Annotated in this window: 24 protein-coding genes; 11 read left to right on the top strand and 13 right to left on the bottom strand. The window is 66.8% G+C overall.

What is annotated here, in order from left to right:
- Nucleotides 1-47 precede the first annotated feature (47 nt).
- Complete coding sequence (locus tag R9B84_RS33280) at nt 48-722, bottom strand: ArsR/SmtB family transcription factor (RefSeq protein WP_423761665.1); 675 nt, start codon at nt 720-722, stop codon at nt 48-50.
- A gap of 72 nt (nt 723-794) precedes the next feature.
- Between R9B84_RS33280 and R9B84_RS33275 the strand changes: the two genes are divergently transcribed.
- The 3 genes from R9B84_RS33275 to R9B84_RS33265 are packed head-to-tail and all read left to right on the top strand — an operon-like array spanning nt 795 to nt 3,032.
- Nucleotides 795-950, top strand: a complete 156-nt coding sequence (locus tag R9B84_RS33275; RefSeq protein WP_423761664.1) for a hypothetical protein — start codon at nt 795-797, stop codon at nt 948-950.
- A gap of 4 nt (nt 951-954) precedes the next feature.
- Nucleotides 955-2,196, top strand: coding sequence for an MFS transporter (locus tag R9B84_RS33270; RefSeq protein ID WP_423761663.1), 1,242 nt, complete (start codon nt 955-957; stop codon nt 2,194-2,196).
- Nucleotides 2,197-2,210: 14 nt separating this feature from the next.
- Nucleotides 2,211-3,032 (top strand): SDR family NAD(P)-dependent oxidoreductase, encoded by an 822-nt coding sequence (locus R9B84_RS33265; RefSeq protein ID WP_423761662.1) that lies wholly within the window; start codon nt 2,211-2,213, stop codon nt 3,030-3,032.
- Nucleotides 3,033-3,297: 265 nt separating this feature from the next.
- Here R9B84_RS33265 and surE read toward each other — a convergent pair whose 3' ends face one another.
- The 3 genes from surE to R9B84_RS33250 form a co-directional block, all read right to left on the bottom strand.
- Complete coding sequence (gene surE / locus R9B84_RS33260) at nt 3,298-4,077, bottom strand: 5'/3'-nucleotidase SurE (RefSeq protein ID WP_423761661.1); 780 nt, start codon at nt 4,075-4,077, stop codon at nt 3,298-3,300.
- A gap of 296 nt (nt 4,078-4,373) precedes the next feature.
- Nucleotides 4,374-4,682, bottom strand: a complete 309-nt coding sequence (locus R9B84_RS33255) for an AzlD family protein (protein ID WP_321791049.1) — start codon at nt 4,680-4,682, stop codon at nt 4,374-4,376.
- Nucleotides 4,675-5,409, bottom strand: coding sequence for an AzlC family ABC transporter permease (locus R9B84_RS33250; protein ID WP_423761660.1), 735 nt, complete (start codon nt 5,407-5,409; stop codon nt 4,675-4,677). The genes R9B84_RS33255 and R9B84_RS33250 overlap by 8 nt, the downstream gene beginning before the upstream one ends.
- 125 nt (nt 5,410-5,534) lie before the next feature.
- Between R9B84_RS33250 and R9B84_RS33245 the strand changes: the two genes are divergently transcribed.
- The 3 genes from R9B84_RS33245 to R9B84_RS33235 all read left to right on the top strand — a co-directional run bounded on the left by R9B84_RS33245 (nt 5,535) and on the right by R9B84_RS33235 (nt 7,633).
- Nucleotides 5,535-5,993 (top strand): Lrp/AsnC family transcriptional regulator, encoded by a 459-nt coding sequence (locus tag R9B84_RS33245; protein ID WP_006749370.1) that lies wholly within the window; start codon nt 5,535-5,537, stop codon nt 5,991-5,993.
- Nucleotides 5,994-6,212: 219 nt separating this feature from the next.
- The gene (locus R9B84_RS33240; RefSeq protein ID WP_423761659.1) at nt 6,213-6,782 is read left to right on the top strand and encodes a hypothetical protein; all 570 of its coding nucleotides are present in this window, start codon (nt 6,213-6,215) and stop codon (nt 6,780-6,782) included.
- A gap of 152 nt (nt 6,783-6,934) precedes the next feature.
- Complete coding sequence (locus R9B84_RS33235; RefSeq protein WP_423761658.1) at nt 6,935-7,633, top strand: YebB family permuted papain-like enzyme; 699 nt, start codon at nt 6,935-6,937, stop codon at nt 7,631-7,633.
- A gap of 79 nt (nt 7,634-7,712) precedes the next feature.
- Here R9B84_RS33235 and R9B84_RS33230 read toward each other — a convergent pair whose 3' ends face one another.
- From R9B84_RS33230 to R9B84_RS33205, 6 genes are all read right to left on the bottom strand, one after another.
- A complete protein-coding gene (locus R9B84_RS33230) occupies nt 7,713-8,000 on the bottom strand; it encodes a helix-turn-helix domain-containing protein (RefSeq protein ID WP_146254629.1) in 288 nt (95 codons plus the stop codon).
- Nucleotides 7,987-8,328, bottom strand: a complete 342-nt coding sequence (locus tag R9B84_RS33225) for a type II toxin-antitoxin system RelE/ParE family toxin (RefSeq protein ID WP_423761657.1) — start codon at nt 8,326-8,328, stop codon at nt 7,987-7,989. Before R9B84_RS33225 ends, R9B84_RS33230 begins: the two co-directional genes overlap by 14 nt.
- Nucleotides 8,329-8,543: 215 nt before the next feature.
- Nucleotides 8,544-9,176 carry a LysE family translocator gene (locus tag R9B84_RS33220; protein ID WP_423761656.1) on the bottom strand — a complete coding sequence of 211 codons (633 nt, stop codon included), beginning with the start codon at nt 9,174-9,176 and terminating at the stop codon, nt 8,544-8,546.
- A gap of 210 nt (nt 9,177-9,386) precedes the next feature.
- A complete protein-coding gene (locus R9B84_RS33215; RefSeq protein ID WP_423761655.1) occupies nt 9,387-10,274 on the bottom strand; it encodes a PASTA domain-containing protein in 888 nt (295 codons plus the stop codon).
- Nucleotides 10,275-10,547: 273 nt separating this feature from the next.
- Nucleotides 10,548-10,880 carry a DUF2322 family protein gene (locus tag R9B84_RS33210; protein WP_423761654.1) on the bottom strand — a complete coding sequence of 111 codons (333 nt, stop codon included), beginning with the start codon at nt 10,878-10,880 and terminating at the stop codon, nt 10,548-10,550.
- Between the two features lie 53 nt (nt 10,881-10,933).
- On the bottom strand, nt 10,934-11,644 hold the full coding sequence (locus R9B84_RS33205; protein ID WP_423761653.1) for a flavin reductase family protein: 711 nt from the start codon (nt 11,642-11,644) through the stop codon (nt 10,934-10,936).
- Between the two features lie 288 nt (nt 11,645-11,932).
- On the opposite strand from R9B84_RS33205, the gene R9B84_RS33200 reads away from it, so the two are divergent.
- Nucleotides 11,933-12,259, top strand: coding sequence for a thioredoxin family protein (locus tag R9B84_RS33200; RefSeq protein WP_176114483.1), 327 nt, complete (start codon nt 11,933-11,935; stop codon nt 12,257-12,259).
- 10 nt (nt 12,260-12,269) lie between these two features.
- Nucleotides 12,270-12,689 (top strand): secondary thiamine-phosphate synthase enzyme YjbQ, encoded by a 420-nt coding sequence (locus tag R9B84_RS33195; RefSeq protein ID WP_423761652.1) that lies wholly within the window; start codon nt 12,270-12,272, stop codon nt 12,687-12,689.
- A gap of 73 nt (nt 12,690-12,762) precedes the next feature.
- On the opposite strand, the gene atsR is transcribed toward R9B84_RS33195, so the two are convergent.
- The 3 genes from atsR to R9B84_RS33180 are packed head-to-tail and all read right to left on the bottom strand — an operon-like array spanning nt 12,763 to nt 15,994.
- Nucleotides 12,763-14,574: a hybrid sensor histidine kinase/response regulator AtsR gene (gene atsR / locus R9B84_RS33190; protein ID WP_423761651.1), complete on the bottom strand. Its 1,812-nt coding sequence runs from the start codon at nt 14,572-14,574 to the stop codon at nt 12,763-12,765.
- Nucleotide 14,575: 1 nt separating this feature from the next.
- A complete protein-coding gene (locus R9B84_RS33185; protein WP_423761650.1) occupies nt 14,576-15,079 on the bottom strand; it encodes a molybdopterin-dependent oxidoreductase in 504 nt (167 codons plus the stop codon).
- Nucleotides 15,080-15,121: 42 nt separating this feature from the next.
- Complete coding sequence (locus R9B84_RS33180) at nt 15,122-15,994, bottom strand: response regulator (protein WP_423761649.1); 873 nt, start codon at nt 15,992-15,994, stop codon at nt 15,122-15,124.
- A 366-nt stretch (nt 15,995-16,360) separates the two neighbouring features.
- Here R9B84_RS33180 and R9B84_RS33175 point away from each other — a divergent pair, with 366 nt between their 5' ends.
- From R9B84_RS33175 to R9B84_RS33165, 3 genes are all read left to right on the top strand, one after another.
- Nucleotides 16,361-16,948: a tetratricopeptide repeat protein gene (locus R9B84_RS33175; protein ID WP_423761648.1), complete on the top strand. Its 588-nt coding sequence runs from the start codon at nt 16,361-16,363 to the stop codon at nt 16,946-16,948.
- A gap of 117 nt (nt 16,949-17,065) precedes the next feature.
- Entirely contained in the window at nt 17,066-17,893 is an 828-nt protein-coding gene (locus tag R9B84_RS33170; RefSeq protein WP_423761647.1) for a hypothetical protein, read from the top strand.
- A 46-nt stretch (nt 17,894-17,939) separates the two neighbouring features.
- Complete coding sequence (locus tag R9B84_RS33165; RefSeq protein ID WP_423763585.1) at nt 17,940-18,134, top strand: hypothetical protein; 195 nt, start codon at nt 17,940-17,942, stop codon at nt 18,132-18,134.
- Nucleotides 18,135-18,306 lie beyond the last annotated feature (172 nt).

The following is an 18,306-nucleotide window of genomic DNA, read 5'->3' as shown; positions in this document are numbered from 1 at the left end:
ACGGCAGGCAGCAGCAAGCGGCCCGCTTCGACGCGGGCCGCATCCGATTACGCCGTAGCGCCGGTCTCGACCGCGAGGCCGGCCGCCTTCCACTCCGGAAACCCGTCTTCCAGCCGCGCGGCCTTGAAACCGCGTGCGCGCAATGCGGCGACGGCCTCGAACGCGAACACGCAGTAAGGGCCACGGCAATACGCGACGATCTCCGTGTCGGCCGGCAGCTCGCCGATGCGCGCTTCGAGGTCGCTCAACGGCATGTTCACCGCACCGGGCAGGTGCCCGAGCGCGAATTCGTCGTGCGGGCGCACGTCCAGCAGCATGACGAGCCCGTCGGCCAGCCGCGTCGCCAGTTCGTCGCGCGACACCGGCTCCAGCGCGTCGCGCGCGTGGAAGTAATCGCCGAGCACTTGGTTGACCTCGGCGACGTTGCGCTCGCCCACGCGGCCGAGCGCCTTCATCAGCACGACGACCTCGCTGTCGCCGGCGAGGCGATACACGATGTGCTTGCCGCGCCGCTCGGTATCGACGACGCGCGCGCGCCGCAGGATCTGCAGGTGCCGCGACGTGTTCGCGAACGTCATCCCCGACAGCGTCGTCAGCTCTTCGACCGACCGCTCGCGTTGCGCGAGGTGCTCCAGCAATTCGAGCCGGTTCGGGTGGCCGATCGCCTGCGCGACCTCGGCGAGGCTCGCATAGATCGCTTGCTTGGGTCCCGTGCTTGACACGTGGCCTCTCCTTGGTCAATCATTCATCAAATTGATTGAATGTTACCGCATCCGCGGGCCCACGGCAATCCGATGATCCTGAGACCATTCCTGCCTCCCGATACGGGACGCATTTCATACCGGTTCGGTTGCGGCGGCAAGGCGGCCGGCGCGGTCGTCGATCCGGTCGACTTGCCCGACGACTCCCTGCGCGCGGCCAACGCGGGGCGCCGCGTGACGGGAGGCTGATGCGATGGCGAATCTGGCGGTGGCGCGCGGCGGGCGCGCGATCAGGCTCGGCCTGCGCGAGAACTGGCGGCAGTTTTCGCTGCTCGTGCTGGTCAACGCATTCGTCGGCGGGATGGTCGGCATCGAGCGCACGGTCGTGCCGCTGATCGGCTCGGAGCAGTTCCATCTCGAATCGACCGCACTGATCACGTCGTTCATCGTCAGCTTCGGGCTGGTCAAGGCGTTCGCGAATCTCGTGTCGGGCCAGCTCGCCGACACGTGGGGGCGCAAGCGCGTGCTGGTCGCCGGCTGGCTGCTCGGCCTGCCCGTGCCGTTCATGATCATCGCGGCGCCGGACTGGAAGTGGGTGGTCGCCGCGAACGTGCTGCTCGGGCTGAGCCAGGGGTTCGCGTGGTCGATGACGGTGATCATGAAGGTCGACCTCGTCGGGCCGAAGAGCCGCGGGCTCGCGGTCGGCCTGAACGAATTCGCCGGCTATTTCGCGGTGGGCGTGACCGCGTTCCTGACCGGTTATCTCGCGAGCCGCTACGGGCTGCGGCCGATGCCGATCTATCTCGGCGTGTTCTACGCAATCGCGGGCCTGCTGCTGTCGATCCTCGTCGTGCGCGATACGCGCGCGCATGTGCGGCTCGAAAGCGGCGGGCCGGCCGGCGCATCCGGGCTGTCGTTCCACGACGTATTCATGCTGACGTCGTTTCGCGACCGCAACCTGTTCGCGGCGTCGCAGGCCGGCATGATCAACAACCTCAACGACGGGATGAGTTGGGGCATCTTCCCGCTGTTCTTCACGACGCTCGGGCTCGGCATCGAGCGGATCGGCATCCTGAAGGCCGTGTATCCGGTCGTGTGGGGAAGCTGTCAGATCGTCACCGGCCCGCTGAGCGACCGATGGGGGCGCAAGGGGCTGATCGTCGCCGGGATGTGGGTGCAGGCGGCCGGGCTCGCGCTGACCGCGCTGACGGGGCAGTTCCGCTGGTGGCTCGTCGCGAGCGTGCTGCTCGGCCTCGGCACGGCGATGGTCTACCCGAGCCTGATCGCGGCCGTGTCCGATGCGTCCGAGCCCGGCTGGCGCGCGCGTTCGCTGAGCGTGTACCGGTTCTGGCGCGATCTCGGTTATGCGATCGGCGCGCTGTCGGCCGGCCTGATGGCCGACCGCTTCGGCTTCACCGCGGCGATCCTCGCGGTGGCCGCCGTCACGTTTGCGTCCGGCTGCGTCGTCGCGCTTATGATGCGGGAACGCCACTGACAGGGTTCCCCGATATGGACGCGCCGCTCCCGCCGCTGCATGCCCCGATTTCCGAAACCGCACCTGAAACCGAAGCTGCCGACGAGCCGCGCGCGTCGCGCCTGCATCGGCCCGTCGCGCTCGTCACCGGCTCAACGTCGGGCATCGGCGCGGCCATCGCGCGCCGCCTGACGGCGGACGGCTATGCGGTGATCCTGCATTCCCGCAGTTCGGCCGACACCGGACGCGCGATGGCGCGCGAACTTGGCGCCGCCTATGTGCAGGCCGATCTCGCCGACGATGCCGAGCGCGTGCGGCTGATCCGCGACGCGCTCGCCGTGCACGGGCGGCTCGACGTGCTCGTCAACAATGCGGGGAGCAGCCGCGTGATTCCGCATGAGGATCTCGCAGCAGCGACGCCCGACGTGTGGCACGAGATGCACGAGATCAACGTGATCGCGCCGTTCCGGCTCGTCGCCGAGGCGCAGCCCGCGCTGCTCGAAGCGGCGTCGCGCGGCCGGGCCGGTTGCGTCGTGAATGTCAGCTCGCATGCGGGCGTGCGGCCGAAGGGCGCGTCGATTCCGTATGCGGCGGCGAAGGCTGCGCTCAATCACACGACGCGGCTGCTGGCGCGCACGCTTGCGCCGGCGATTCGCGTCAATGCGGTGGCACCGGGGCTGGTCGATACGCCGCTGACTGCCGACTGGACCGAAGCGCAGCAACTCTGGCGCGAGCGCGCGCCGATGCGCCGCGCGGCGACGCCGGACGATATCGCGCAGACGGTCGCGATGCTCGTCGCGTCGGATTACGTGACGGGCGAGATCGTGATGCTCGACGGGGGATTGAACCTGACGTGACGCAGTGCGGGCGACCACGCGCGCGACGTTGCGCGCCGACGCGACCGGGCAACCGGGCCGCCTCGCGCAGGCGTCACGCGCAAGCGCCGAAGCCGCTGTCTGGCTAACGCGACCAACGCGACCAACGCGACCAACGCGGCCAACGCGGCCAACACGGCCAACACGGCCAACGCGGCCAACACGGCCAACACGGCCAACACGGCCAACACGGCCAACACGGCCAACACGGCCAACACGGCCAACCCGGCCAACCGGACCAACCCGATCAGCCGAGATTCGACCGCAGCCGCGCGAGCGCGCCGTCGTGCGTGCGCTCGAACTTCAACGGAGTGACGGCCACATACCCTTCGCCGAGCGCGACCGTTTCCGAATCCGCATCGTCCTCTCGCGGCGCGCGCGCGAGCTTCAGCCAGTGATAGTCGATCTCGCGCGGGTCGCGCCCCGACACGATCTCGACACCCTGCAGCGTGCCGGTGCCCTGGTTCGTCACCTTCAGTCCGAGCACGTCCTGCGCGGGGCGGGCGGGGAAACTCACGTTGAGGCACGCGTCGCTGTCCCAGCCGGCGGCGACCAGCCTGCGTATGACGTCGGGCGCATGCGCGAGCGCCGTATTCCACGGCACCGCGTTGCGATCGGTGAACGCCTGGCTCAGCGCGATGGCCGGCACGCCGACCAGCATGCTCGTCATCGCCGCGCCGACCGTGCCGGAAAACACCGTTTCGGTGCCGAGATTCGCGCCGCGATTCACGCCGGACAGTACGACGTCGGGCCGCGCGTCCTTCATCAGGTGGCTGACCGCGATCGCGACGCAATCGCCGGGCGTGCCGCGCACCGCGAAGCGGCGTTCGCCCTTGCGATGCACGCGCAGCGGTTCGTGCAGGCTCAGCGAATGCGACGTGCCGCTCTGGTCTTCCGCCGGCGCGACGATCCACACTTCGCGCGCCAGTTGCGTGGCGACCTGTTCGAGCACGTCAAGGCCGGGGGCGTCGAATCCGTCGTCGTTGGTCAGCAGGACGCGGTCGAAAAGCGGGCGGGTTTCTTGCATCGGGGCGATCCTCGCGGAGATGGGCGATGGGAGGGAAGTGCAGCGTGGCGCAAGCCACAAGGCTAGCATCCCGGCGAGAGAATCGTCGTGTCGTGTCGCCGGCGCGGATGCGAAAACGGGCGCATTGCGCGCCCGTTCGTCGAGTGGTGCCGCGTACGCGGCGGGTCGGAACCCGGGGCCTGTTCGCGCTGATAGCGGGCTTGCGAACGTGCGTTGCCGGTCGTCCCCTTGGGGGACAAGCGAGGATCGATGCCGCAATACGGCCAGCCCAAGCCCGCAAGCAGCGGGAACCGGCTCTATCCGAGCAAGTGCCGCAGCAGCCCCGCGGACACGACGCCGACGATGACGGTCGGCAGGATCGACAGGCGCGTCGCCGCGAGCAGCGTGACGGCGAGCGCGAGCAGGTCGGCCGGGCGCGTCGACACGAAGGCCGGCGCGATCACCGAAATCAGCACGCAGCCGGGCACGTTCTCCATCACCGATGCCATCCGTGGGCTGAGCGTGCGGTTGCGCAGCAGTACGTAGCCGAGGATGCGCGACAGGTAGGTCGTCGACGCCATCAGCACGATCGTCGCGACGGTGCTGAAATCCGGAAGCTCAGGCATCGCGCGGCTCCCACAGCAGCGCGGCGATCAGCCCGGCGCATGCACCGGCCGCGACGTACCACGCGCCGGGCACGGCCAGGTGCGTGGCCGCCGCGACGACGAGGCTCACGAACCACGGGCGGCTCGCGCGCATCCCCTTCCACATCCCGCGCAGCAGCACCAGAAACACGGCCGTGAACGCCATGTCGAAGCCGTACTGCTCGACGTTGCCGATCGTCGGGCCGACCGCGGCGCCGAGCGTGGTCATCGAGATCCACGTCAGGTAGAGCCCGACACAGATGCCCGCGTAATAGGGCACGCTGAGGTGCGTGGCCGAGCGCGAGCGCGCGTCGGCGAGCGACATCGCCCAGCTCTCGTCGCACATGAAGAACAGCGCGACGAACGCGCGGCGGCGCGGCAGGCGCCGGATATACGGCTCGAACGCCGCGCCCATCAGGATGTGGCGCGAATTCACGAGGAACGACATCGCGACGATCAGCGCGATGTGCGGCGGCGAGGTCCACAGATGAATCGCCGCGAATTCGGACCCGCCGCCGAAATTCAGGCCCGTCATCATCGGCACCTCGAACAGGCTCAACCCTTTTTGCGCGGCCTGCGCGCCCAGCACCAGCGCGAACGGCACGAAACCCAGCATGACGGGCAGCGCCGCGCGCAATCCGCGGCCCATCTCGGCGACATAGGCGGGCTTGTCGCGAAGCCCGGACGACGTTGAAACGCTACTGCTCATTACTCCTCCTTCGGGGGAGGAATTGTCTGCTTTTTTGACTCGAATCGGGTTGCGTTGTGGCCATAACTTTCGGAGAATTTGGCATTGAACGCGTGATTTGTGATTTTTTTGGAATCGGATGCCAAATGAAACTGGATGCCATCGACCGCCGGATCCTGAGCGCGCTCCAGCGCGACGGCCGGATGCAGAACGTCGAGCTTGCACACGAGGTCGGGCTGTCGCCGTCGCCGTGTCTGCGACGCGTGCGGCTTCTCGAGGAAGCCGGCGTGATCGAGAAATACGTGGCCGTGCTGAATCCTGCGAAGGTCGGCAAGGGGCTGACGATCTTCACGCGCGTGTGGCTGAAGGGGCAGGACGCGGAATCCGTGAACCGTTTCGCCGATGCCGTCCAGCAGATGCCTGAAGTCGTCGAATGCCACCTGATGGCGGGCGACTGCGATTTCCTGCTGCGCGTCGTCGCGGCCGACATCGACGACTACCGGCGCTTCCAGATGGAAACCCTCACGCGCATTCCCGGCGTGCTGAGCGTGAAGACCGACATTCCGATGCAGAAGGTCAAGCTCACGTCGGCGCTTCCGACCTAGCGCCGAGCGAGTGCGAGGCGATGACTCGACGAACGGTCACGGCTCGGTGACAATCGCCCGGTAATCTGGCGAGTCACGCCGCTTCGAACGTATTGCTCGCGCTGCCGCGCGACGTTCGATGCGCAAGCAACTAACGGTCAGTGTCGACGCGATCGGGCAGGCGCCGCGCGCACCGAATCGTGCGCCGGCGCGGATGCGTTTCTTCTTGTCGGGCCATTCATGCAGCCATTCAATAATCCGTGGAATTCGCTGGAAATCGTCAAGCTCGTGCTCGGCGTGCTGACGCCGTTGTCGGTGGCCTGTCTCGGCTGGCTCGTCGCGCGCCGGCTGAAGCGGCTCGAACTCGTGCAGTGGACCAACCAGCGGCTGATCGAGAAGCGGCTCGCGCTGTACGACGCGGTCGCGCCGCAGCTCAATGCGCTGCTGTGCTTCTACACGTGGATCGGCTACTGGAAGGACATTTCGCCGGACGACGTGATCCGCGCGAAGCGCGAACTCGACCGCACGTTTCACATCTACCGCTACCTGTTCGACGACGATGTGTACGACGCGTATCACACATATATTCACGCGCTGTTCGACATGCACACGGGGCCGGGCCGCGACGCGCGGATTCGTTCGCTGATCCAGGCGCCCGACGGCGACCGCAGCGTGCACGGCTCGTATGAATGGAAGCCGGCGTGGTCCGATCGTTTCGCGACCGCGAATGTCGTGCCAAAGGACGACGTGCTGCGGTATTACACGCAACTGATGGAGCGGCTGCGCGTGGCGCTGGGCGCGACGCGCTGACCGTTCGGCATCGCGCCGCGCGCCTCACGCCTCATGCCGGTATCGAAATCCGACACCCGGCGGCACGGATTCTCACCCTCACGTTCGCGGCGGATGCGCGGCGCGGCTGCGGCTGACATGCTGTCCCGCATGTTCACTTGCGCGAGGTCCTCATGTCCGTCGATACCGGTTGCCAGCCGCTGATGAGCCGCCCGTTCGGCGTCGGCCGGCGGCGTCTCTTTACCGTCGATTCTGCCGATTCTGTCGATACGCATGAAGTGTCGTTGCCGGCCGAAGCGGAGATCGGCGACATCGTGTTCATCCGCGTGACCGTGAGGCCGTTTCTCGAAGTGGCGAGCGCGACGCGGTCGTGGACGAATCACGTCGGGATCGTCGTCGGCCGGCGCGGTGTCGAGCCGCTGGTCGCGGAGAGCACGTTTCCGCTGTCGCGCGTCACGACGATGTCGCGGTTTCTCGCACGCTCCGATCGCGGCGCATGCGTGATCGCGCGCCTGAAGCAGCCGCTCGATGCCGCGCAGCGGCGCCGGCTCGTCGATGCGGCGATGCGCCGGGTCGGCGTGATTTACGACACGGGTTTCAATCTCGCGTCGCGCCGGCAGTTCTGCTCGCGTTTCGTGCGGGAAGTCGTGCGTGACGCGACGCGGATCGCGCTCGGCGACGTCGAGACCTTCGACATGCTGTTGCGCAGGAATCCAGATCATCCGCTCGGCTTCTGGAAGATCTGGTACTTCGGCCGGATTCCATGGCAGCGCCGCACGGTGACGCCGGCAAGCTTGATGGATAGCCGGGAACTGCGCGTGGTGGTGGATACGCGCGATCGTGCCGACGATGCGTGCGCGGGCGGGGATTAGGTGGGATGCGGGGCAGGTGGGCCGTCAGTTGCTCGCGTAACCGACGGCCGATTCAACCCTGTGCGGGCGTTGGTGCGACTCAGGCGAACGAGATCACGAGTTTCTTGCCGCACGCGGCGGCGTACTTGCGCAGCGTATCGATCGACGGCGAGTGCTGGCCCGTCGCGAGCGCGCGTTCGAGCCGCGTGACGGCGGGCGCCTTGGTGCCCATGCGCTCCGCCACATCGGCTTGCGAAAGACCGGCGGCTCGCCGGGCGGCCAGCATCGCGTCGAGCAGCGCGAATTCCTCGCGGTTCAGCCGGTCGTATTCGGCGCGTACCGTCGGATCGGCCAACGCGCGTTCGCGCAGTGCCTTATAGGTTGCCATATCGAATCTCCTTCAACCGACGGCGCGCGGTGTCCAGTGCTTTCTGCGGCGTTTTCTGTGTCTTCTTCACGAAGCAGTGAAGCATGACGATCCGCCGGTTGACGACCGCGCAGTAAAACACACGGGCGATACCTTCGAGGCCCTTCAAGCGCATTTCATACAAACCGTCACCCATCGGCCTGGTGTGAGGTTCGCCCAGGTTCGGGCCGTACTGCTCCATGCGATCGGCGAGAGCGAAGAACCTGGCGGTCAGTGTCTTGGGTAACGCAAACACGCCTGCTTCGACCTGCTCGCTGAAGAAATGGATTTCATACGCGACGGTTCGCATAGTAACAAATATGTTATTTCCTTGCAAGAAGGAGCGCCGTCGTATGCGTCGTGAGGGCGGCTCGCCGGATGCACGGAAGCAGCGGAGAAACGTCCGTGCGCTTCTCCGCTGCTTCGTTGCTGATGTGCGAGCCAGATTGTTGGCATGTGGCCTGAATTCGGCCAGTTATCCGAATGGATATCGGGCCTGCCCGTGCGTCCCGGGAGGACGCCGGATCAGTTCCGTCCCGCCACCGCGAGCCGTGCGGCGAGTCCGACGAACACCGTGCCGAGCAGGTACTGCGGCAGCTTCGACGGGCGGCGACGCGTGCCGATCCGCTGGCTCAGCCGGCTCGCCGAGAGAATCACCGCGCCGTTCACGACGAGCCCGATCAGGTTGAGCACTGTCGCGAGCACGAGAATCTGCACGGCGATCGAACCATGCCCGGGTCGCACGAACTGCGGGAACAGTGCGAGCACGAACAGCGCCATCTTCGGATTCAGCAGGTTCGTCGTCAGGCCCTGACGGAAGATCGCGACGGTCGAGTGCCGGCGCTGCGACGCGACGGGCGATAGCGAGGTTGCGTCGGAACGGAACGTCTTCCACGCGAGATAGAGCAGATAGGCGGCGCCGGCGAAACGCACGATGTCGTACGCGATCGGCACCGCGAGAAAGAGCTGCGACAGCCCGAGCGCGGCGGCGAGCGCATGACAGTAAGTGCCGGCCTGAATGCCGGCGAGCGTCGCGAAGCCCGCGCGCCGGCCCTGGCTCACGCTGCGGGACGCGATCAGCAGCATGTCGGGGCCCGGCGTGGCGGTCAGCGCGAGACACGCGCCGGAGAACAGCGCGAGCGTGGAGAGGTCGATCATGGGAGTCCCTTTAGTCGGAGCGACGTAAAAGGGAGGTCAGTTTAGGAGGGCGTGCGAAGCCGGTCAATCGTGCGGATTGACGATGATCGGGCGCCAAGGCGAAGCCGATCGCCAACTCACGAGTGCCCTGCCTTCGGCACGACGATGCGGCCAGCCGCAGAATCGACGGCGCGCAGGTACGGCGTCATGCGCGCACGACGGGAGCACCGGTCAGGGCTTGCGGCACGCGACCTGATAGTCGATCACGGTGTTTTCCGACGGCTTGTCCGGCTCGCCGCCTGCCGTCGTCACGCCGAGCACGCCGGCCGCGTTCCGGTACCGCAGCGCGCAATATCCCATGCCGGTGCCCGAGCAGGCTTCGGCTTCGATGATGCCGTGTTTCGCGAGCCTCGCGGCGCCGTCCGTCGGGTCCGGCTTCTCGTGCGGACGCAGCGGCTGCCAGCCATGCGCGATCAGGATCTTGCGCGCCGCGTCGAGCGGCTTGCCGTAGACGTTGGGCACCGCGGCGCGGCCGTGGCAGTACGTGTGTTCGGCGGCGACGCGGGTCAGGCGCAAGGTGCCGTTCTCGTCGCGCAACTCGGCGACCGGCGGCGCGGGCCCGTCGCCGCCCCAGAGCAGCAGCGCGCCGCTTTCCAGCGAATCCACCGGGCCGAGTTGCCAGCCGGAGGCGCGCGAGGTATAGCCGAGCGCGACAAGCGTCGTGCCGTCGAACACGCCGATGTTGCTGTTGCGCGCGAAACAGATCGCACTCGTGCCGGGCTTGAATCCGCTCGCGAACGTGACGACCGTGTAGCGGCCGAGCGGCGCTTCGGACGTCACGATCCAGTCGCGCTTCGCGACGTCGCGGCCGGCCGCGGTGGTTGCCTTGACGCGGTAGCGCGCGCAGAACGCGTCGAGCGCGCCGTCTTCCGGCGAGCGCGGCAGCGCAGAGAGCGGCACCAGCGATGCGCCGGCGATCTCCGACGCGGTGTGCAGCGGCTCGGCCGATGCCGTGCCATTGAGCGCGACGCACGCGAGTGCGGCGCTCGATGCGATGCGGCGGATGAAAGGCAGGGCAAGGAAGCGGCGCACGTGAACGTCTCCGGATAACAGGAACATGCGCGCCCGACGGGCGCGGTCGCGATGATCGTGCGTTTCGCCGCCGCTGTCACGCACGTGCGTTCCGATGTCCGCGATGCATCGTCCGCCACGTCGGTGCGACGACTCGCCCCGATGCGGCACGTTCTCGAAGACGGCCTGCGCGTGTGCGGCGGACATGCCGCGTTGGAAGTCGATCGACAGCGGGGGGCGGTCGTGTCCGGTTCGACGAGCGGCGTAGACGCAGGCTTCGCCGGCGCATCGGCCGGCTGCGCGCCTGCGTGCGCCGGTGACTCAGCCCTTCGCGACGACGTCGATCTGCAGCGCTTCGCCGCCGGCGACGATCGCCAGCAGCAGGTCGACGTTCGGATGCGCGCCGGGGCGGTTGCGCGCGTCGGCCGTGTGCTCGGCGAACACCGCGAGGCCGTGCTCGGCGGCGTTGGCGTCGAGCGTGCCGAATGCCTGCTTCAGGTAGTTGTACACCGCGAGCGAGCCCTGCTTGCCCGGCTGATTCTCGATGGTCGCGACCACGTCGCCGTTCGCGCCGACGAGATCGATGCGCGCGACGCCGTCGATGGCCGGCAGTTGCGCGAGGTTGTCCTTGAATACTGGGGTCGGTTGAATCACTGAAAACACTCCGTCGGTTCGGTCATGGGCCAAAGAGCGTGGCCGGCCGTATCTTATCCGATCGGCATCGGCGCGCCGGCCGGCACGCCCGCATCGCGCGAGCGCTCGATGTCGGGGCTGCGATACGCGCGCTCGGGAATCTCGGCGAGCCGCGACGCATGCACCTGCCGTGGCTCCAGGCCATAGAATTTCTGAAAACTCATGATCAGCGGCGACCATTTGTCCGGATCGATGCGGTCCGGATGGCCATCCATCAGCAGCGCGGGATGCACGTGCACGCGCTGGATGCGCACCTCGAACACCGTGATCTTCCCGCGCAGGTCGGGTGTTTCGTCGGCGAGGCCGTGCGTGGCCGCGACGACCGCTTCCAGGTGAATCGGGCACTCGAGCGCGCGCGGCGGCGACACGGTCTGCGATGCCGTCTCCGTCAGGCCCGCCGTGCCGAACTTGTCCGGCTCGTACACATAGCCGCGCGCCAGCTTCGATTCGGGAACGGGATGCGTGCCCGTCGTGCGCGCGATCCGGTCGACCGCAGGCGCCTGCGAGGACGACGGCAGGTTCAGCACGCATTCGCCGGTGCGCAGCAGGTTGCGGGTGGTCTGCGAGCTGGCGGCGATGCCGATCACGCCGCGCCAGCCGAGCCAGAACGCGGACGAGATCGGCGCGAGATTGGCCGTGCCGTTCGGGTTCAGCGTGCTGACCAGCACGACGGGCGTGCCGAAATAGAGGATGTTCGGTTCGGTGACGCGATGCGGAGCGTTCATGGTCGGAGCCTTCGCTTTGTTGAGGGATCAGTTCGCATGCTGATCCTGTCGCGGCCGCACGGCGCTCCGATTCTTGTCGTGTCATCCGGATGGCAGCGGCGCGATGGAGGAACGGGAATTGCGCGTCATGCGCAGGTGGTGCCCGGAAGGCGGCGGGCTATCGCGATGGACGGCTTCCGCGTCCGCGTGCGCCGGCATCGCGCCGGCTTTTCCGCTACAGTAGGGCATCGCCGACCGCACCCGCCGACCCGGCGCGGTCACGTTCCAGAATTGCACACGAGGGCCCCGATGCACACCCCGCAACGCTATTCCGAAGAGGCGCCCACGCGCGCGGAAGTCGACGCACTCGCAGGTGCGACCGTCATCGAATTCGGCGCGAACTGGTGCGGCATCTGCGCGGGCGCGCAACCTGCGATCGTGGCGTCGTTCGCCGCGCATCCCGCCGTGCGCCACCTGAAGATCGAGGACGGGCCGGGCCGCCCGCTCGGCCGCTCGTTCCGCGTCAAGCTGTGGCCGACGCTGGTGTTCCTGCGCGACGGCGTCGAAGTCGCGCGCGTCGTGCGCCCCGCCGATGCGAAGCAGATCGAAGCCGACGGCTTCGCCGCGCTGGCCTGACGTCATCGCCATGCAACAGGCCATCACGCATATCGAAGTCGACACGCGCGGCAGCGGCCTCGTCGAATTCACATCGCAGGTGCGCGCGTTCGTCGATCAGCAGACGATCCGCACGGGCCTGCTCACCGTGTTCTGCCGCCATACGTCGGCATCGCTGCTGATCCAGGAGAACGCCGATCCGTCGGTGCGGCGCGATCTCGAACGCTACTTCGCGGCGCTCGCGCCCGAGGACGACACGCGCTACGAACACGACACCGAAGGCCCCGACGACATGCCGGCGCACCTGCGCACGGCGCTCACGCAGGTGCAGCTGTCGATCCCGGTCGAGCATGGACGCATGGTGCTCGGCACCTGGCAGGGGATCTACCTGTTCGAGCATCGACGCGGCGCGCATCGGCGCGACATCGTGCTGCATCTGATCGGCGAATAAACCGGAACGTGAGCGGGAACGCGTGATGCAGCGCCGGCGCGCGATGTCGCGCGTTTGCACGCGGCGCACCGATTCAGGCGAGCAGCTTTTCGACCAGGGCGCCGAGTTCGCGCAGGTGCACGGGCTTCGGCAGGAACTCGTCGAACACCTGCTTGTTCTCGCGCAGCGCGGTCGATTCATACGCGCTGACGCCGAGGATCGCCGGATGGCGGCCGTCGTCATCCGGCTGAGCGACGGCGCGAATGCGCCGCGCGACCTCGAAACCGCTCAGGTCCGGCAGTTCGAGATCCAGCATCACGATGTCGTAGCGACCCGTGCCGAAGCGCGCGACACCTTCCTGGCCGGTGCTGCACAGATCGGCATCGATGCCGAGCGCCGACAGCATTGCGCCAAGCGTTTCGCGCGCGTTGTCGTTGTCGTCGACGACCAGCGCGCGCCGGTCGCGATGCATGGCGGCTGCCGACAACGCGGGCGCTTCGCCGGCGGCCTCGACGAAGTCGGGCACTTCGACAGGGAGTGTCACGACGAATTCGCTGCCTTCTCCGACCACGCTGCGCACGTCCACATGCCCGCGCAACGTCGTGACGATTTCGCGTACGACGGCGAGCCCCATGCCGATCCCGTCCACGTGCAGCCCGACCGCGTCGTTCGCGCGATAGAACGGCTCGAAGATCTTCGGCAGGTGCTGCTTCGCGATGCCGGTGCCCGTGTCGCGCACGGCGAGCTTCAATTGCTGGCCTGCCGGCGCGTCGGCGAGCATGATCGATACCTTGATCGACCCGCCGAGCGTGTATTTGACGGAATTCTCGATCAGGTTCGACAGCACCTGTCGCAACAGCTTGCGATCCGAGCGGATCGCGAGATCGTGCGGCGCGACTTGCTGCGTGACCGCGATCCGCTTGGCCGCGATCTTCTCGCGCAGCGGCTCGATGACTTCGGCGAGCAGCGATGCCATGCCGACGGTTTCCAGTTCGGCGAGCCGCTTCGTCGAGCGCAGCTTGATGTAGTCGGTCAGATCCTTGACGAGCGCTTCGAGCGACAGCGCGGAATTCTGCAGCCGCCGGATCGTCTTCAGGTTTGCGTCGGATTGCGGACGCGCGAGCAGGATCTCGATCGACCCGCAGATCGCCTGCAGCGGCGTGCGCAGCTCATGGCTGACCATCCCGAGGAATGCGTTCTTCGCCTCGATCATCTCGAACGCGCGATCGGACGCCTTGCGCTCCGCGTCGAGTGCCGCGTCCTGCCGTTCGAGCAGGTCGTCGCGCGTGCGCATCGTATAGAACAGCAGCAGGAACAGCGCACACAGGATCACGCCGAGCACGATGCCGAGGATCAGGATCGCGCGTTGCTTTTCCTTCAACTGATGGAACGTGAAATCGCGCTGCGCCATCTCGATCGCGCGGAAGTAGTTCGCGAGGCCGTTGACCTTCGGCCAGTACGCATTGACCTCGTCGATTACCTGCTGCGCGTGCTTCGGCGCGCCGCGCAGCAACGGCACGTCGCGCTTCAGGCGCGCCATGAATTCACCGAGCGCGTCGATCTCGTTGCGCGCGCGCGGAATGCGCAGCCAGTATCGGGATACCTCGGACGGCCGCTGCAGGAACCCGAACGACACCGACAGGCTGTCGAGCTGCATCTGCACGTGATCGAAGTCGTCGTCCTCGTGCGTCGCGTACAGGATCAGTTGCCGGTCGAACCGCGTATAGGCGTTCCGGTATTGCGCGGCCGTCCAGAACACGCCTTCGCGCGGCCCTTCGAGCACGCCCTCGTTGACCGATGCCGCCAGGAGGTCCCACAGCAGGAACGCCCACGCGGCGAATCCCATGATCCACAGCGACCCGAGGACCAGGATGATTTTTCTGCTTTTCCGCCGCCGCCGCGTCATGTCACTTCACGGTCAGGCCGATGATCTGCCACGCGAACTTGGCTTCGCCGAGCGGCGTCTTCAGCTCGTCGGGATACTGATCGCGCGGATACATGATCCACAGCGGGCCGTAGTTGTCGTTGCCGAGCACCTTGCCGTTCATCGTTCGCGCGAGGATCACGCCGTATCGGTCGGCGTCGGACACGGGGATCGTGAACGTGTATTCGTCGATGCAGCGGAATTCGATCTGCGTGCCGTGCGCGCCGACGGCCTTCAGCACGTCGGACAGGCGCGGGCCGGTGAAGGTCGCCTTCGGCGTCCAGCTCGTCGACGTGACGATCGTATGCTGCGGCAGCGCCATCAGCGCCTGCTCGGAAAACACGTACGCCGTCTTGCCCTGCTGGTTGCTCTTGTCGATCTTGCCGTCGACGGTGAACGTAAACGACGAAGCGGCCCAGGCCGCGGCAGCCATGCCGAGCAGGCAGGCCGTCAACAGGCTCTTGGTCCAGATGGTCGCAACTCGCATGTCTTTCCCTTGGTCGTGTAGTCGTGATGTTTCGTCGTGGTCTCAGCTCGCGGCGGCCACGGCGGGCAGCGCGATCTTCAGTTCGCGCGCCACTTCGGCGAACAGGATCGGCAGGCGCACCGGCTTTTCCTCGCAGCGCGCGTTGTAGTGCGACACGATGTGCGCGATTTCGTCCTCGCTGGCTTCCCCGGTCGAGATCTTGCCGGTCAACAGGAAGATCGGCGCGCCGCTGTTCTCGCTCGAACGGATGCCGCGCACGAGCTCGGCGGCGGTCTGGTCGCCGAGCATCCAGTCGAGGATGTAGCCGTCGAAATCCTCGACTTCCAGCGCCTTGCGGAACGTGGCGCCGTCGAAATACGGGATCGCGTTCACGCCTTTTTCGATGAAGTATTCACATACCGTTTCGGCGACGTCCCGCGAATCGTCGACCACGGCGATCCGCGCCGCGTACACGTTCGGCTGGCTCGAGCGCAGCTCGACGACATCGACCGGATACGTGCGCCCTTCGCGCGCGTGTTGACGCTCGGTGACGATCCATTCGCCTTGCCACTGCAGCGCGACGAAATCCGTTTCGATCTGGCTGCTGGCCTTCGTCGAGATCGCGGCACGGCAGCGAAAGCGTCGCGACTCGATCACGAGCGTCGCGTCGACCATCTCGGCGGCGGCCGGCTGAGCGCCCTTGTCGTCGAGCAGGATCGCGGGCGGCACGCTGAAGTGCGTCGCGATGTCCTGCAACTGCGACAGGTTCCACGGGATCAGGCCTTTCATCTTGCGCGTGACGACCGAGAAACTGAGGCCGAGCACATTCGCGATCGTCGTGTTGTGACTTCGCGGCGGAATGCCGTTCCGGTTCAGGAGGTCGCGCACCTTGTTGGCGGTGATCAGATCGACGTTGGCCTGCTCGCTGTTGGACATCTCGATGGGGTCTCCAGGGGGTTTTGGCGAGGAAGAGCATATCAAAAGTGACGCATCACGCAAACTTTGAAAACGCGAAGGACCTTGACATGCCGTTTTTCTCCATTATTATTGCTCACCACGTCACTATTGTTTGTCGCGTCATGTTTGGAGACCGATGTTGGCAGCAGCCGGCACAGCGAAAAGCGACGGCAATGACGCAGTGACTGAACGATTCGAAGAGAGAACCTGAGAGAGCCTTGGGCTGCGTGTCGGCGTCGGCGGATTGTATCCGCTGCGCCGCGCGCGACCGGGTGTGAGGCGAGCTCGCGGGGGGGAAAAGCTCGAAGAATTGCGGCGCAAATAAAACTTGAGGAAAGTACCAAAATGTACCGCCGTTTACTCGCACCAGGGCTGCTGTTGCTATTGGCCGCGTGCGCGCAGGATCCGTCCGTGACCGGCAACACGGTGCGGATCTGCGACGACACCGGCTGTTCCTATCGTCCTAAAGATCAGGTCTCCTACCAAAAGAAGGACGATGCGGAAGATCGCGAAGACCCGCGCATCGCCGCACTGAAGCAGGCCGCGAAGGCCCAGCCGAAGGCGGCCTACGATCTCGGCCTGCGTTATTTCCGCGGCGACGGCGTGCGCCAGGACAGCTACCAGGCACTCAAGTGGATGCGCGACGCCGCCGAGCGCGGCGACCTGCGGGCGCAGAAGGCGCTCGGCAGTTTCTACCTGTTCGGCCTTGAGGAGATGGGCTCCGATCCGCGCGAAGCGGACAAGTGGCTGTCGATCGCGGCCGGCCGCGGCGACAAGGAATCGAAGAAGCTGCTCGAGCTCGCGCGCAAGGCGAAGAAAGAAGACGAAGAAGACTGGAAATGGCGCACGCAATGGCGTGACGTCTATTACGGCTACTGGTACTCGGGCTATCCGTACTACGGCGTCTGGAATCAGACGGACTGGTACTACTGACCGGGCCGGAAGCAACGGGGCGGCAGCGGGGAGACCACCATCGCGCCATGCCCGGGGGGCTTACGAAGGTCGCACGAACCCATAAGCCGAACAACGACTCTATCGATCGATAACGACATGAAGACCACTCTTTCCCATCGTCTTACTCAAGGTGCGCTGGTCGCAGCGCTTGGCGCGTCCGTCGCGGGGTGCGGCGGCGTGGTGACGCCCGGCGGTCAGAACGCCGGCGTGACGGGCGCCGCGGCAGGCGGCACGAGCGCGGGCGCCGATTCGGGGCTGCAGCGCTGCGCGTCGCCGCTCGGCACGATCGCCGTGGACGACGGCCGCAACGCCGACTGGTGGGGCCCGTTCGGCAGCGCGACCAAGATGACGACGATCGACCCGCTGCTGCGCCTGGCGGTCCAGCAGTCGAACTGCTTCGTGATCACGTCGATCGGCAACCAGAAGAGCGACGCGCGGCTGTCGCGCATCACGCAGCTGCAGCGCGGCTCGGGCGAATACCGCGCGGGTTCGAAGCAGCAGAAGGGCCAGCGTGTCGCGGCCGACTACTACATGGAACCGCAGATCGTCATCAACGATTCGCCGATCGGCGGCATCGGCAGCATGATCGGCGGGCTGATCGGCAACGGCGCGGTGGCGGCGGTGGCCGGCCATCTGCAGACGAAGGCGTCGGTCGTGACGTTGACGCTGTTCGACGTGCGCTCGGCGGTGCAGATCGCGGCGTCGGAAGGCAGCTCGACGGCGACCAACTACGGCGCGGCGCTGGGCGGCTTCGGCGGCGGCGTGGGCGGCGCGCTTGCGGGCTTCTCGTCGACGCCGGAAGGCAAGGCGACGGTCGTCGCGTTCATCGACGCGTACAACAAGATGGTTGTCGCACTGCGCAGCTACAAGGCGCAGGACGTCAAGGGCGGCCTCGGCCGCGGTGGCCAGTTGCAGGTCAACTGACGTCCCCGGGCCGGCGGTGCGCCGCCGGCCGAATCCCGGTATGTGAATGTCCGTGCGCGTGGTGCCATCCGCGTGCACCGGCTTCGTCCAGCCGTCGAACGATGTTGGCGCGCAGGGCTCCGCGTATCCGGGCGATCTCGCGCTCGGCACGACGACCCCGGTGATGGCGTCGCTCTATTTCAAGCCGGCCAACTGCACGGGTTTCCTGTGCACGACGCTGAATCCGCTCACGCAGAACTGAACCGGCTGTCGTTCGCCGGTTGCCCAAGTGCCTCGCCGCCTGTGCGGCGTTTCCGCGGGGGCACGCCGATTCCGGGCTCGCCCCCGCTTTTTTCCTCGCTCCTTTCCGCTCCCGGCTGCGCGTCGCGTGTTTCGGCTCGCGGCCGGGACGTGTCGTATTGCGGCCCTTTCCG

This window comes from Burkholderia sp. NLJ2, from assembly GCF_049487195.1.
In the GTDB taxonomy this organism is placed as follows: Bacteria; Pseudomonadota; Gammaproteobacteria; order Burkholderiales; family Burkholderiaceae; genus Burkholderia; species Burkholderia pyrrocinia.
Note: the sequence above shows the minus strand (reverse complement) of the source record. Positions and strands in the feature narration are given on the sequence as shown.